The organism is Streptosporangium sp. NPDC002721 (assembly GCF_042888905.1).
Taxonomy (GTDB): Bacteria; Actinomycetota; Actinomycetes; order Streptosporangiales; family Streptosporangiaceae; genus Streptosporangium.
Genome location: NZ_JBIAQI010000011.1, coordinates 16,065 through 28,523, shown reverse-complemented (window position 1 = coordinate 28,523; position 12,459 = coordinate 16,065). Strand labels below are relative to the sequence as shown.

Genomic DNA, 12,459 nt, shown 5'->3' with positions numbered 1-12,459 from the left:
CCCGGCCGGCGGTCGCCCACGAGGAGTGCGCCGATGTGCCGGGTGGGACGTTATGCGATCGCCGGTTCGCCCAGGGGGCGCGGCGTGCTCACCGGAGCCTCGTCGAGCGGCTGCGGGGGAGCGTTGAGCACCTCCTCGTCGAGGCGACCCTCGCTGCGGGCGACGAGGACCGGCACCACGATCTGCCCCGCGACGTTGGTCGCGGTACGGATCATGTCGAGGATCGGGTCGATGGCGAGCAGCAGGCCGACGCCTTCGAGCGGCAGGCCCAGCGTGCTCAGCGTCAGCGTGAGCATCACGGTCGCGCCGGTCAGACCGGCCGTCGCGGCCGAGCCGACCACGGAGACGAACGCGATCAGCAGGTACTCGCCGACCCCGAGCTGGACGCCGAACACCTGCGCCACGAAGATCGCCGCCAGTGCCGGGTAGATCGAGGCGCATCCGTCCATCTTGGTGGTCGCGCCGAACGGCACGGCGAAGGAGGCGTAGCCGCGGTCGACGCCCAGGCGCTCGATCGTGACCTTCTGCGTCAGCGGCAGCGTGCCGACCGAGGAGCGGGAGACGAAGGCCAGCTCGATCGCGGGCCACGCGTTGCGGAAGAACGTGACCGGGTTGACCTTGCCGACCAGCGCGAGCAGCGCCGGGTAGACGGCGAGCAGGACGATGAGGCAGCCGACGTAGACGCCGAGGGTGAGCTTGGCCAGCGGTGCGAGCAGGTCCCATCCGTACGTGGCGACCGACTTGCCGATCAGTCCGGCGGTCCCGATGGGGGCCAGGCGGATGACCCACCACAGCGCCTTCTGAACCAGTTCGAGGATCGAGCGGCTGAAGTCGAGGAACGGCTCGGCCTTCTCCCCGATCGCGAAGGCGGCCGCACCGAGGACGACCCCCAGGAAGACGATCTGGAGGACGTTGAGCTCGGTGAACGCCGTGACGATGTTGGTCGGGATGATGCCGGTGAGGAAGTCGACCCAGGTGCCGACGTTCTCGGGCGCCTTCGCGCCCGCCGTGCTCAGGGAGACGCCCTGGCCGGGGTTGATGATCAGGCCGAGGCCGATGCCGACGACGACGGCGATCAGCGCGGTGGCCAGGAACCAGAACAGCGTCTTGCCCGCCAGCCTGGCCGCGCCGTTGACGTTGCGGAGATTGGCGACGCTGACCACCACGGCGGTGAACACCAGCGGCGGTACCGCCAGCTTGAGCAGCTGGACGAAGATCTTTCCGACTTCGGTGAGGGTGGTGGCCAGCCAGGTGAGGTCCCAGACGCGGGCCGCGAAGCCGAGGGCCACGCCCACGACCAGGCCCAGCAGCAGCTGCAGGGAGAAAGAGAATCTCTTCACGATGAGGAGGGCTCCGAAAGACGGCATGCCTGGGAGGGCATGCGAAGGAGAAGAGGTGGTGAGAGGGGGATCGAGCGCCCGTCAGAGCGCGATCAGCGACAGAGGGAGCCGGTCAGACGACGGACATGGACATGCGGCCGCCCAACGAGCCACACGAACAGGACGCAAGCCTCACAAGATCAGTAAGTAACAGTGAACGGGACCGCATCTCGACTGTAAGAGCGGCATGACGCGCAAATCAAGACTTTTCCTACAGGGAGTCAGGGGATTAAGTTACCAGAGGCCGGATCAAGGATCCGTGACCGGGTGGCCGAAGGCGCCGGACGTGTCTCCGAGGCCCGATGCCCCCCGGTGGCCTGGGCTTTCCACGTTTCAGGCCGGTACCTACGGGCCCCGGGATCTCCCACTGTGTCGCGCCGTTCGTCAACCGGCCTCTACGGTGATGGCGCGGACAAGCAACGCTCGCCGTCCCACCTCGGCACGACTCCGTGTCCGCGCTTCCCGGTGTTGCCGAAGGGGCGCACGACGTCATCGAGGTGCGCGGGCTCCTGACCAGGCTAGGCGGCAGGTGCTCATCCCGCTCATCTCGCCGACGGCTACCTCGGCGTCTTCTGGCCTTAAGACGATCATGCGGACCGGCGGCCCGCGGGGCCGAGGTCGCGTCCGTCGAGGACCTCGATGTCGGTGATGGCCGTCGCGCTCGGATCCAGGCTCAGCCAGATGACGTCCTCACCGTCGCGTTCCAGCTGCACCATCCGGGAACCCGACGAACCCGGCGGAGCGGTCAGGAGATTGGCGCAGGTGGCACTACAGGTGCACACACCATGAAACGACAGGCCCTCAACCGTGTCCGCCAAGGGATCGTTCTCGTCCTCGGCGCGCAGCAGAGCGACGATGTCGGTGACGAGGCCGGGGAACACGTCCATCAGGCGTGGGAGTCGGCCGGTGGTCACGACGCGCACGACATAGCGATATAGCAGGTGCGTCCTCCTCGCGCCGTCCGACGACGGACCCCCGGCGCCCGGCGGGGCGCCGGAAGTCCCGGATGTGCCCCGAGAGGGGCGGCCGCCCGGGAAGCCGCAGCGCTAGTACATCGAGATGTGCGGATGGTCGAAGTGGTTGGCCGTGATGCCGCCGCGGTTGGACATGAAGTTCCAGCCGGAGCCGTGGTTGATGCGCTGGCGCCAGATCACGTACTTCACGCCGAGCTTGGCCTTGTTCTTGATGGCCCAGGCGGCGATCTCGTCGCCGAGCGCGAGGTTGGCGGCTGAGGGCATCGTGCCGCCGGTGCTCATCATGAAGTCGCAGGCGCGGCCCAGCGGGTGCTCGCCGCCGTCGTTGGCGGCCCGGTAGCAGCCGACGGAGTACGGGAGGCTGAAGCGCCGCATGACGGCGTCGCGCATGATCCGGGTGCGGTCGGTGATGTTGTCGGCGCCGGTGGGGAGCTGCGGGGCCCAGGTGCCGTCGGCGCGGCGGCCGGAACCGGTGGGGGCGAGGCGGTCGAGCCTGTCCTTGACGTCGCGGATCACGTCCTCGGCCTTCTCGCGCTGACCCTCGACCTCCTCGGCCTCGTCGCGGATCTCGTCGATGAGCCTGGACGCCGTCTCCGACGCCTTCTTCCTGCGTTCGAGGCTGCCGGCGAAGCCCTCCAGGTAGGCGGTCTGCTGGGCGGCGAGCTGCTCCATCACCGCGGCGGCGCCCATGTCGCCGGAGAACAGCAGTGCGGGCACCCCTCCGCTGCTGCTGGTCTGGTAGCGCAGCTGCACGATGGTGTCGACCTGCCTCTTGGCCTCGACGTAGGTCTGCTCGGCCTTCTTCAGGTTCTGCTTGGCGACGGCCTCGGCCTTCTGCGCCTTCCTGAGAGACTCGCGTTTGGCCGCGTAGGTCTCGATCAGCCCGTCGAGCTTCTTGCCGAGTTTGGCCAGGTCGGCGCGGAGCTTGGCCTCGGTCGGCTTGGGTTCCGCGATTCCCGCGGTGGGGGCACCGATGGTGAACGCCACGATCGAACTCAGACAGAGGGCCAGGGCGGCATGCCGACGGAACGTGGGGGACGAGGCCGCCACGAACTCTCCTCTCCTTGCGCCTACCGGGTTAGCTGACGGGTTCGGGCTGGAGGAAGCCCTTCCACCGAAGTGGTTTCACCCCAGGTGCGGTGGTTCCCCGGCTCCCGGGCGAGGCGCCCGGGATTAGGCATATCAGCGTTTGTAGCCGATGTGGGAAGGATAGTAGTGGTAAACAGCAGGCCATGCGACCTCAAGACGAGACCGAGTGGTAATCACTTCGTGATGACAGAGCGCAGAAGATGTGCTGTTTCCTCGGGTGACACGTCGTTCACGAACGCGCCCATCGCCGACTCCGACCCGGCGAGGTATTTCAGCTTGTCCGGCGCGCGGCGAATGCTGAACAGCTCCATGTGCGCGTACGACAGATCGCGGCCGGTGGAGACCGGTGCCTGGTGCCAGGCGGCGATGTAGGGCATGGGCACGCCGAACAGCCCGTCGAGGCGGCGGAGCACGTCGGTGTAGAGGGGGCCGAACGCCGCGCGCTCCCCGGCCTCCAGCGCGACCAGGTCGGGGACCTGGCGGTGCGGGTAGAGGTGGACCTCCACCGGCCAGCGCGCCGCGGCCGGGACGAACGCCGTCCAGTGCTCGTTCGAGGCCACCACCCGGACCCCGGCCTCCCGCTCCGCGGCCAGGACGTCGGCGAACAGGTTGCCGCCGGTCCGCTCCCGGTGGCGCTCGGCCGCCCCGAGGGTGAGCCTGGTGCGCGGGGTCACGTAGGGGTACGCGTAGATCTGGCCGTGCGGGTGGGCCAGGGTGATGCCGATCTCCGCCCCCCGGTTCTCGAAGCAGAACACCTGCTCCACGCCCGGTGTCGCCGACAGCTCCGCCGTACGGTCGACCCAGGCCTCCATGACCAGCTCGACCTGCTCGGGGGAGAGCCGCGAGAACGATGAGTCGTGCTCGGAGGTGAAGCAGACCACCTCGCACCTGCCGACCCCCGGGCGGACCTCGCTCAGCCCGCCGATCTCCCGGTGCTCGCCCGGCTGGGCGGAGAACGAGGGGAACCGGTTCTCGAAGACCACCACGTCGTACTCGGAGGCGGGGACCTCGGTCAGGTTGCCGGGAGTGGAGGGGCAGAGCGGGCACTCGCTGGCCGGGGGCAGGAAGGTGCGGCCCTGGCGGTGGCCGGCCACCGCGATCCACTCCTCGGTCAGCGGGTCGTAGCGCAGCTCGGAGGCGGCGGGGCGGGGCGGCAGGTCGCGCCTGTCGACCGCGCCGCGGTCGGTGTCGTCGCGCCGGTCGAAGTAGATGAGCTCCCGGCCGTCGGCCAGGTGGGTGATCGTGCGTTTCATCGGCCGGCGATCTCGCTCTCTCGCTGGGGTTCCGTGATGATCAGTTCGCCCACCGAGGCGGCGAGCTCCTCGCGGGCCTCCTCGGTGAGGCCGGAGTCGGTGACCACGATGTGGGCCTCGGCCAGCCGGGCGATCGTGCTGATGCCGACCGTGCCCCACTTGGTGTGGTCGGCGAGCACCACCAGGCGGTGCGCGGAGGCGACCAGCGCGCGGTTGGTCTCGGCCTCGATCAGGTTGGGGGTGGTGAACCCGGCGCGGGTGCTCATCCCGTGCACGCCGAGGAAGAGGGTGTCGACGTGGAGCCCGCGGATCGCCGAGACCGCGACCGGGCCGACCAGGGCGTCGGAGGGGGTACGGACCCCGCCGGTCAGCACGACCGTGCGGTCGGCCCTGGGAGAACGGTGGAAGACGTCGGCGATCCGGACCGAGTTGGTGATCACGGTCAGCTCGGGCACGTCGGTCACGTGGTGGGCGAGCGTCCAGGTCGTGGTCCCCGCGGAGAGCGCGATCGCCGTGGCGGGCCGGACGAGCCGGGCGGCGTGCTGGGCGATCGTCTCCTTCTCCGTCTGCTGGCGCGCGGACTTGGCGGCGAAGCCCGGTTCCTCGGTCGAGCCGGGCCCGGCCGCGGTGGCGCCGCCGTGGACCTTCTCCACCAGGCCGCGCTCGGAGAGCACCTCAAGATCGCGCCGGATCGTCATGTCGGACACGCCGAGCTCCCGGACGAGATCGGCGACCCTGACCCCGCCGCTACTGCGGACCCTCTCCAGGATCGCCTGCTGCCGCTGCTGGGCAAGCATCGCTCACTCCCCTTAATCCACCAGATTTCACCAAATTACCACGGCAAGAATGCAAAACACTGTTGAGTCTTGGTGACTATCCGCTCACAGTCGCTCAAGCCTGGTCACGATTCACAGCCGCTCGAGCTCGGCCGCGATGTTCGCCCTCGCCGCCGCCTCCAGGCCGGAGACCCGGAAGATCACCGGGAGGTCGAGCAGCGAGCGCAGCACGGCGGCCCGCCCGGCCCTGAACGCGTCGTCGGGCACGAAGCCGTACTCCTCGCGCACGGCCGCCGCGTACCGGGCGTAGGCCTCCGGGGACGCGCCCAGGATCGCCAGGTCCGCGTCGGACAGCACGGCCCCGTCCGCGTCGCCGGGCGCGGGGTCGTGCGTGACGGTCAGCCTGACCAGCCTGGCGACCGTGGCCACGGCCTCCGGGGACAGTCCCATCTCCGGCAGCGCGCGCTCGGCCAGCCCCGCGCTCCGCTCCTCGTTGTCGCCGCGCCGGGGGTCGTAGACGGCGTCGTGGAACCAGGCCGCCAGCCGTACGAGGTCGGGGTGCTCGGCGTGGCCGGCCAGGGCGTCGATGTGGGTGAGGACCGCCTCCAGGTGGGCGGTCGTGTGGTACCTGCGGTGCGGCTCGTCGTACCGGGTGATCAGTTCGCTGCCGAGGGGGTCGGCCCCGAGGCCGGCCAGGGATCGCCAGCGGGCCATCAGCTTCTCGTTCATGGGACGGAGCCTAGGACCCGGCCGAGGGGCGGGGCGCGAGGTCGATCACATGTTCGCACCGGGCCGCGAAACGGCGGGCCCGGGGAAAAATCGAGGCAAGGCCGGGGAAACACGCTCCACCGGAGCCGGACGGATCGGCGTCCGGGCCTTGTGCGACCACCGTTCCGGGAGGAATGTGAAGGTCTGAGCCGGTGAGATCGGGTCCCGGGAACCTCCGGGGAAAGGGAGGTCGGCATGGGCAGGAGAGCACGTAAGGCCAAGGCCCGCAGGAAGCGCAAGGCCAACCATGGCAAGCGGCCCGCCTAGCGATCCGGACCTCCCCGCGTGAGCCGTGCGCGAGCGCGGAGGAGCGAACGGTCAGGCCCGGCGGCCCCAGGAGGCCAGCAGCCGGGTCTGCGCGTCGGTGTCGGAGGGCACCTCCAGGTGCTCTCCGACGGACAGTTCCCCGACGAACTGCTCCTCGACGGAGAGTTCTCCGGCAGACAGCTCTCCGGCGGACAGCTCTCCGGTGGACTGCTCTCCGGTGGACTGCTCTCCGGCGGACGCGGCCTGCCGGTGGCCGGGCTCCGCGTGGCTGAACCAGGCGGCGCAGGCCTCGACCAGCTCGGGATCGAGCCGCTCGTCGGCGCCGATGGCGCGGGCCAGGTCCCAGGTGTGGATGAGCGCGTCGGCGAACAGCTCGGTGACGTACTCCCGGCCGGGCACGTCGCCGAACGGCAGGTGGACGAGGCGGTCGAGGGCGTCAGGGCCGGTCGCCGCCTGGAGGGCGGGCACGGCCGAGGTGTCGAACGCCTTGATGGGGTCGTCGCCGAGCAGGTCCCCCTCGAAGGCGTCGCCGACCTCCGCGGAGGTCCCCCCGGCGAGCAGCACGGGAGCCCACAGGTTCTCGCCGACGACGTGGTTGACCAGGGCGTGCACGTCCCAGTCGACGCACGGCGTCGGGTTCTGCCACTGATCGGGGCCGACCCGGTGGACGAGAGCGCCGAAGGCGTCCAGCGCGCGCCGGTAAGCCTCGGGTATGTCGATGGTCATCATGCCCCTCCCGATGCCCTCCCGGGTCTCCTCCCGGCTCTCATCTTGACCGTAACCCCTGAAAAGCCAGGAGTCATCGCGTCAACGGACATGACCGGAGGCTTTGGGACGACGCGGGGGAACCGCCGCGACACACCCGACCGTGGGGCTTCATCCCGCGGTCATCTGGCCGTCAGCAATAGGTCACGATATTTCGTGAAAATTCGCCACATGCGCACCACGACTTTCACCCGGGCGGCCGCCGCGGCGGTCACCGGCCTGCTCCTTCTGCCCGCCGCCGTGACCCCGGCCGCCGCCGAGTCCGGCCACGGCGACGTCAAGCTGACCTTCCTCGGCCGCTACACCACCGGTACCGTCGCCGCCGGCGCCTCGGAGATCACCGCGTACGACCCCTCGACGCGCCGGGTCTTCGTGGTCAACGCGCAGGCCGGCACCGTCGACGTGCTCGACATCCGCGACCCGCGCAGGCCGCGCAAGGTCGCCACGCTGGCCACCCCCGGCGCCAACAGCGTCGCGGTGCGCCGCGGCCTGGTCGCCGTGGCCCAGCAGGCCGCGGTCAAGACCGACCCGGGGACCGTCGCCTTCTTCGACGCCCGGAGCGGGAGGAAGCTCAGGCAGGTGACCGTGGGCGCGCTGCCCGACATGCTGACCTTCACCCCGGACGGCAAGCGGGTGGTCGTGGCCAACGAGGGAGAGCCGTCCTCCTACTGCGAGGGCGCGGTGGCCGACCCCGAGGGGTCGGTGAGCGTCGTCGACCTGAAGCGCTGGACGGTGCGTACCGCGGGATTCGGGAGGTTCGACGCCGAGCGGCTGCGCGCCCGGGGGGTACGGATCACCGGCCCCGGCGCCACCGCCGCCCGTGACCTGGAGCCGGAGTACGTCACCGTCGAGGGTGACACCGCCTACGTGACCCTCCAGGAGAACAACGCGCTCGCGATCGTCGACCTGGACCGGGCCGCGGTCCGCGACGTCGTCCCGCTGGGGCTGAAGGACTGGTCGAAGACCGGGCTCGACGCCTCGGACAAGGACGGGAAGATCGACATCAGGCCCCGGCCGGTGAAGGGCATGTACCAGCCCGACGCGATCGCGCACTTCCGCGACCGCGGGCGCACCTACCTGGTCACCGCCAACGAGGGCGACGGGCGCGACTGGGACTGCCACGCCGACGAGGTCAGGGTGAAGGACCTCAAGCTCGCGCTGCCCGACGCCGAGAACCTCAGGAAGGACACCGAGCTCGGCCGGCTGAACGTGGCCGCCGACTCGCCCAAGGACGCGAGCGGCGCCTACACCGAGCTGCACGCGTTCGGCGCCCGCTCGATCTCGATCAGGTCCACCTCCGGAGCGCTCGTCTGGGACTCCGGCGACCAGCTGGAGCGGCTCGTCGCCAGGGAACTGCCCGAGGCCTTCAACGCCGACAACGAGGAGAACGACTCCTTCGACAGCCGCAGCGACAACAAGGGCCCCGAGCCCGAGGGGGTCACGGTCGGCGAGGTGCGCGGCCGGACCTACGCCTTCGCCGGGCTGGAGCGGGTCGGCGGGATCGTCGCCTACGACCTGGGCGACCCGCGGGCACCGCGCCTGGCCGGGTACGTCAACACCCGCGACCTCGCCGGCTCGGTCGAGGACGGCACCGCCGGGGACGTCGGCCCCGAGGGTGTGCTGTTCGTCCCCGCCTCCGACAGCCCCACCCGCCACCCGCTCCTGGTGGTCGGCAACGAGGTCAGCGGCACCACCGCCGTCTACGAGGTCCGCTGAACCTCCGGGAGACCCCGAACCGGCCCGTCAGGCCCCGCGCCGCGAGAACTTCGCGCGGCGCGGGGCCTTCGCCGTCGTACGACAGCCCGGCGAGCTCACAAAGGCGCAGGCCAGGGCAGAAAGCGGGCTAGGGCAACCGCTGCTCGATCCAGACGATCTTGCCCTTCGGGGTGAGGCGGGACCCCCAGCGGTGGGCGAGCCAGTTGATGAGATGCAGGCCGCGGCCGGTGTCGCTGGTGGTGGACGCCTCCCGCATCACCGGCTCGGACGCCGAGCTGTCGGACACCTCGCAGACCAGCGTGGGCCCGCGCAGCAGCCGCAGCTCGACCTCGCCCTGACCGTGCTCGACCGCGTTGGCGACCAGCTCGCTGACCATGAGCTCGGTGTTGTCGCAGAGCGAGGACAGCTCCCACTTGTCGAGCGTGGAGCGGACGAATCGGCGGGCCTGGGAGGCCGAGCGGCGGTCGGAGGGCAGCGAGGTCTCGACGAACTCGTTCTCCGTCAGCTCCGACACCCTGGCCAGCAGGAGGGCGATGTCGTCACGCTCGTGTCCGGGCCGCTGGGCCCTGATCGTGAGGTCGCACACCTCCTCCAGGTCGTGGTCGGGGCCCGAGAGCAGGCCGCGCAGCGCGCCGATCCCCTCCTCGATGTCCCGGTCGCGGCTCTCCACCAGGCCGTCGGTGTAGAAGGCGAGTACGGTCCCGCCGGGAAGCGTGAACTCCCGCATCTCGGCGGGCTCGTTGCCGATGCCCAGGGGGAGCCCCGGCGGCAGCTCAAGCAGCTCGGTCTCGCCGCCGGGCCGTACCAGGATCGGCGGCACGTGCCCGGCGCAGGCGATCGCGCACCGCCGGGTGACCGGGTCGTAGGTGGCGTACACGCACGTGGCGATCTGGCTGGCGTCCAGGTCCTGGCTCATCAGGTTGAGCCGGAACAGCACGTCGGCCGGGCTCAGGTCCAGGCTGGCCAGCGTGCGCGCGGCCGTGCGGAGCTGGCCCATGGTGGCGGCGGCCCTGATGCCGTGCCCCATCACGTCGCCGACGACGAGGGCGACCCGGCAGCCGGGCAGCGGGATCACGTCGTACCAGTCGCCGCCCACCCCGACCAGGTCGCTGGCCGGCAGGTAGCGGGAGGCGATCGTCAGGCCCAGCGGCTGGGAGAGGTCGACGGGCAGCAGGCTGCTCTGCAGGGTCAGCGCGGTGCGGCGCTCGCGGTTGTAGAGCCGCGCGTTGTCGAGGCAGACACCGGTCCTGGCCGCCAGCTCCTCGGCCAGGTTGACGTCCTGCTCGTCGAAGGGCTGGCTGGTGGGCCTGCGGGTGAAGATGACGAAGCCCAGCACCCGGCCGCGCGCCTTCAGCGGCACCACCAGGAACGAGCTGTCCTCCAGCACCTTCGACACCGAGTCGCGCTTCCAGAACCGCCCGATCTCCTCGGCGGTCCTGCGCCCCAGGCGGGGGTAGAGGATCGGGTTGCCGGTGGCCATGCACCGGGCGTAGGGGGTCCACGCCTCGTAGACGGCCACCTCGTCCACGGGGAACGCCCTGGCGTACTCGCCGGGGGAGGGGTCGGCCACCCCGACCGCGATCCGCCGCACCAGCGCCGAGCCGTCGGTGGTCTCCTGGGGGAACTCCCCCTCGGTCACCAGCCGGTCCTGTACGAGGATGCCCGCCGCGTCCGCGAAGCGCGGCACGGCGACGTCCATCAGCTCCCTGCCGGTCTCGAACATGTCCAGCGTGCTGCCGATGCGCTTGCTGGCGGCGTTGAGCAGGGACAGCTGCTCGTGCATGGATGCGGGGCTGCCCATCCTGAACCCTGGCGTCGCTGGATTCTTGGTGACGAAACGGGACTTCACTCGCTCCACCGGGGTGCGGGAACCGGCGTCCACCAGGTTTCCAGTTCGAGGTCTTCTGCGATGGCGTTGGCTCCGTTGTATCCGGGGGCCGCGGAGACCGAGCCGCCCGGGTGGCTGCTGGCGCCGCAGAGGTAGAGGCCGTCGACGGGGGTGCGGTACTGGCCCATCTCGGGGACCGGCCGGTTGCCGCCCAGCTGGGACGGCTCGTAGGCCCCCACGTGGTGACTGCCGCGCACCATGTTGACGCAGTGGCGCTCGATGTCGAGCGGGGAGAAGACCCGTTTGCCCAGCACGGCGCCTCCCGCGAGGTTGGGGGCGTACTCGGACCACTCGGCGAGCAGCCGCTCCCCGACCTCCTCCCGCCGCGCGTCCCAGTTGGCCGGATCGCCGTCGAGGTCGTACGGGGCCCACGGCCACCAGAACGCCACGTGCTTGCCGTCGGGCGCGTACGAGGGGTCGAACAGAGAGGGGCACGCGCCGTTGCCGGCCAGCCGGTCGGGCAGCCGCCCCTGGTGGATCTGGTCGAAGGTGCGCCCGAGCTGCTCGCTGTCGTCGGCGCCGAGCACCACCAGGAAGGCCCGGTCCACGTCGGGGTCGAACTCGGCGGCCCGGTAGCGCGGCGCCTCGTCGAGCGCCAGGTGGAGGGTGACGAGGCTGTGCCCGGCCCACTTGTAGTCCTCGACCTTGGCCGCGATCTCCGCGCCGAAGTTCTCCGGGCCCGCCAGCCGCACGGTCTGCGGGGCGTCCACCGCGCTGGACACGAACCGGCGGGCGGTGAGCACGTCGCCGCCGGCGAGCCGCACCCCGGTGGCCCGCCCGTCGTCGACCAGGATCCGCTCGACGTGCGCGCCGGTGATCACGGTGCCGCCGTGCTCCTCGACGACGGCGCGCAGCGCGCTCGCGACGCTGCCCGCGCCGCCCACGGGCACCCCGAGCCTGGCGATGCGCGAGAGCAGCCGGGGGAAGAAGCTGCCGGTGCCGGGCACGTTCTCGATGGAGATCGCGTGCAGGAAGGACTTGAACAGCACCCTGACCTGGTCGCTCTCGAAGTTCCTGTCGACGGCCTCGTACAGCGACAGCGGCATGTAGCTCAGCATGTCGCGGCCGAGGTCACCCTTGAGGCGCTCGGCGACCACCGGCGGGGGCAGCGGTTTGGAGTACAGGAAGCCGTTCACCAGGCCCCTGGCCGCCTCGGCGTAGCGCTCGTACAGCTCCAGCCAGCGCGCGGCGTCGGCCTTGGAGAAGCGGGCGAAGGACTCGGCGGTGCGCTTGGGGTCGGTGTAGACCGTGATGGCCCGGCCGTCCCTGAAGACCGTGGCGTGCTGGGTCTCGGGGTAGACGTAGCTCAGGCCGTAGCGCCGGAGCTCCAGATCGGCGGGGACCGGGCCCTCCTCCAGGAAGTGGTAGCTGCTGTGGGTGTTGTGCCGGAATCCGGGCAGCGTGAGCTCCTGGGTGCTGCAACCGCCGCCCGCGACGTCGTTGCGCTCGACGACCGCGACCGACAGCCCCGCCTTCGCGAGGTAGGCGGCACACGTGAGGCCGTTGTGGCCCCCGCCCACGATGACGCCGTCGAACTCCGACACTTTCCCTCCAGGGGCGCGCTGACTGCTGGTATGGAGGATT

Annotated in this window: 11 protein-coding genes and 1 riboswitch; of the genes, 2 read left to right on the top strand and 9 right to left on the bottom strand. The window is 70.7% G+C overall.

What is annotated here, in order from left to right; translation table 11 throughout:
* Positions 1–50 precede the first annotated feature (50 nt).
* From ACFYWM_RS16955 to ACFYWM_RS16930, 6 genes are all read right to left on the bottom strand, one after another.
* Entirely contained in the window at positions 51–1,340 is a 1,290-nt protein-coding gene (locus tag ACFYWM_RS16955) for a dicarboxylate/amino acid:cation symporter (protein WP_389915285.1), read from the bottom strand.
* A gap of 626 nt (positions 1,341–1,966) precedes the next feature.
* Positions 1,967–2,302, bottom strand: a complete 336-nt coding sequence (locus ACFYWM_RS16950; RefSeq protein WP_389915282.1) for a hypothetical protein — start codon at positions 2,300–2,302, stop codon at positions 1,967–1,969.
* Between the two features lie 123 nt (positions 2,303–2,425).
* Entirely contained in the window at positions 2,426–3,340 is a 915-nt protein-coding gene (locus ACFYWM_RS16945; protein WP_389915279.1) for a coiled-coil domain-containing protein, read from the bottom strand.
* A gap of 66 nt (positions 3,341–3,406) precedes the next feature.
* Positions 3,407–3,543: riboswitch (cyclic di-AMP (ydaO/yuaA leader) on the bottom strand.
* Between the two features lie 72 nt (positions 3,544–3,615).
* Positions 3,616–4,695: a galactose-1-phosphate uridylyltransferase gene (gene galT, locus ACFYWM_RS16940; protein WP_389915276.1), complete on the bottom strand. Its 1,080-nt coding sequence runs from the start codon at positions 4,693–4,695 to the stop codon at positions 3,616–3,618.
* Entirely contained in the window at positions 4,692–5,492 is an 801-nt protein-coding gene (locus ACFYWM_RS16935; RefSeq protein WP_389915274.1) for a DeoR/GlpR family DNA-binding transcription regulator, read from the bottom strand. Before ACFYWM_RS16935 ends, galT begins: the two co-directional genes overlap by 4 nt.
* A gap of 111 nt (positions 5,493–5,603) precedes the next feature.
* Positions 5,604–6,200 carry a metal-dependent phosphohydrolase gene (locus ACFYWM_RS16930; RefSeq protein WP_389915271.1) on the bottom strand — a complete coding sequence of 199 codons (597 nt, stop codon included), beginning with the start codon at positions 6,198–6,200 and terminating at the stop codon, positions 5,604–5,606.
* A gap of 234 nt (positions 6,201–6,434) precedes the next feature.
* On the opposite strand from ACFYWM_RS16930, the gene ACFYWM_RS16925 reads away from it, so the two are divergent.
* On the top strand, positions 6,435–6,506 hold the full coding sequence (locus ACFYWM_RS16925; protein WP_389916033.1) for a 50S ribosomal protein bL37: 72 nt from the start codon (positions 6,435–6,437) through the stop codon (positions 6,504–6,506).
* A 51-nt stretch (positions 6,507–6,557) separates the two neighbouring features.
* On the opposite strand, the gene ACFYWM_RS16920 is transcribed toward ACFYWM_RS16925, so the two are convergent.
* Positions 6,558–7,232 carry a TIGR03086 family metal-binding protein gene (locus tag ACFYWM_RS16920; protein ID WP_389915268.1) on the bottom strand — a complete coding sequence of 225 codons (675 nt, stop codon included), beginning with the start codon at positions 7,230–7,232 and terminating at the stop codon, positions 6,558–6,560.
* A gap of 210 nt (positions 7,233–7,442) precedes the next feature.
* On the opposite strand from ACFYWM_RS16920, the gene ACFYWM_RS16915 reads away from it, so the two are divergent.
* Positions 7,443–8,987 carry a choice-of-anchor I family protein gene (locus ACFYWM_RS16915; RefSeq protein WP_389915265.1) on the top strand — a complete coding sequence of 515 codons (1,545 nt, stop codon included), beginning with the start codon at positions 7,443–7,445 and terminating at the stop codon, positions 8,985–8,987.
* 127 nt (positions 8,988–9,114) lie between these two features.
* On the opposite strand, the gene ACFYWM_RS16910 is transcribed toward ACFYWM_RS16915, so the two are convergent.
* Both ACFYWM_RS16910 and ACFYWM_RS16905 read right to left on the bottom strand, forming a co-directional pair.
* Positions 9,115–10,788 (bottom strand): SpoIIE family protein phosphatase, encoded by a 1,674-nt coding sequence (locus ACFYWM_RS16910; RefSeq protein ID WP_389915262.1) that lies wholly within the window; start codon positions 10,786–10,788, stop codon positions 9,115–9,117.
* A gap of 44 nt (positions 10,789–10,832) precedes the next feature.
* On the bottom strand, positions 10,833–12,419 hold the full coding sequence (locus ACFYWM_RS16905; RefSeq protein ID WP_389915260.1) for a phytoene desaturase family protein: 1,587 nt from the start codon (positions 12,417–12,419) through the stop codon (positions 10,833–10,835).
* Positions 12,420–12,459: the final 40 nt, after the last annotated feature.

What these genes read in the sequence shown, in the direction of transcription:
- ACFYWM_RS16930 (WP_389915271.1), bottom strand. Translation starts at nt 6,200, where the DNA reads ATGAACGAGAAGCTGATGGCCCGCTGGCGATCCCTGGCCGGCCTCGGG.
- ACFYWM_RS16935 (WP_389915274.1), bottom strand. Translation starts at nt 5,492, where the DNA reads ATGCTTGCCCAGCAGCGGCAGCAGGCGATCCTGGAGAGGGTCCGCAGT.
- galT (WP_389915276.1), bottom strand. Translation starts at nt 4,695, where the DNA reads ATGAAACGCACGATCACCCACCTGGCCGACGGCCGGGAGCTCATCTAC.
- ACFYWM_RS16920 (WP_389915268.1), bottom strand. Translation starts at nt 7,232, where the DNA reads ATGACCATCGACATACCCGAGGCTTACCGGCGCGCGCTGGACGCCTTC.
- ACFYWM_RS16910 (WP_389915262.1), bottom strand. Translation starts at nt 10,788, where the DNA reads ATGGGCAGCCCCGCATCCATGCACGAGCAGCTGTCCCTGCTCAACGCC.
- ACFYWM_RS16915 (WP_389915265.1), top strand. Translation starts at nt 7,443, where the DNA reads ATGCGCACCACGACTTTCACCCGGGCGGCCGCCGCGGCGGTCACCGGC.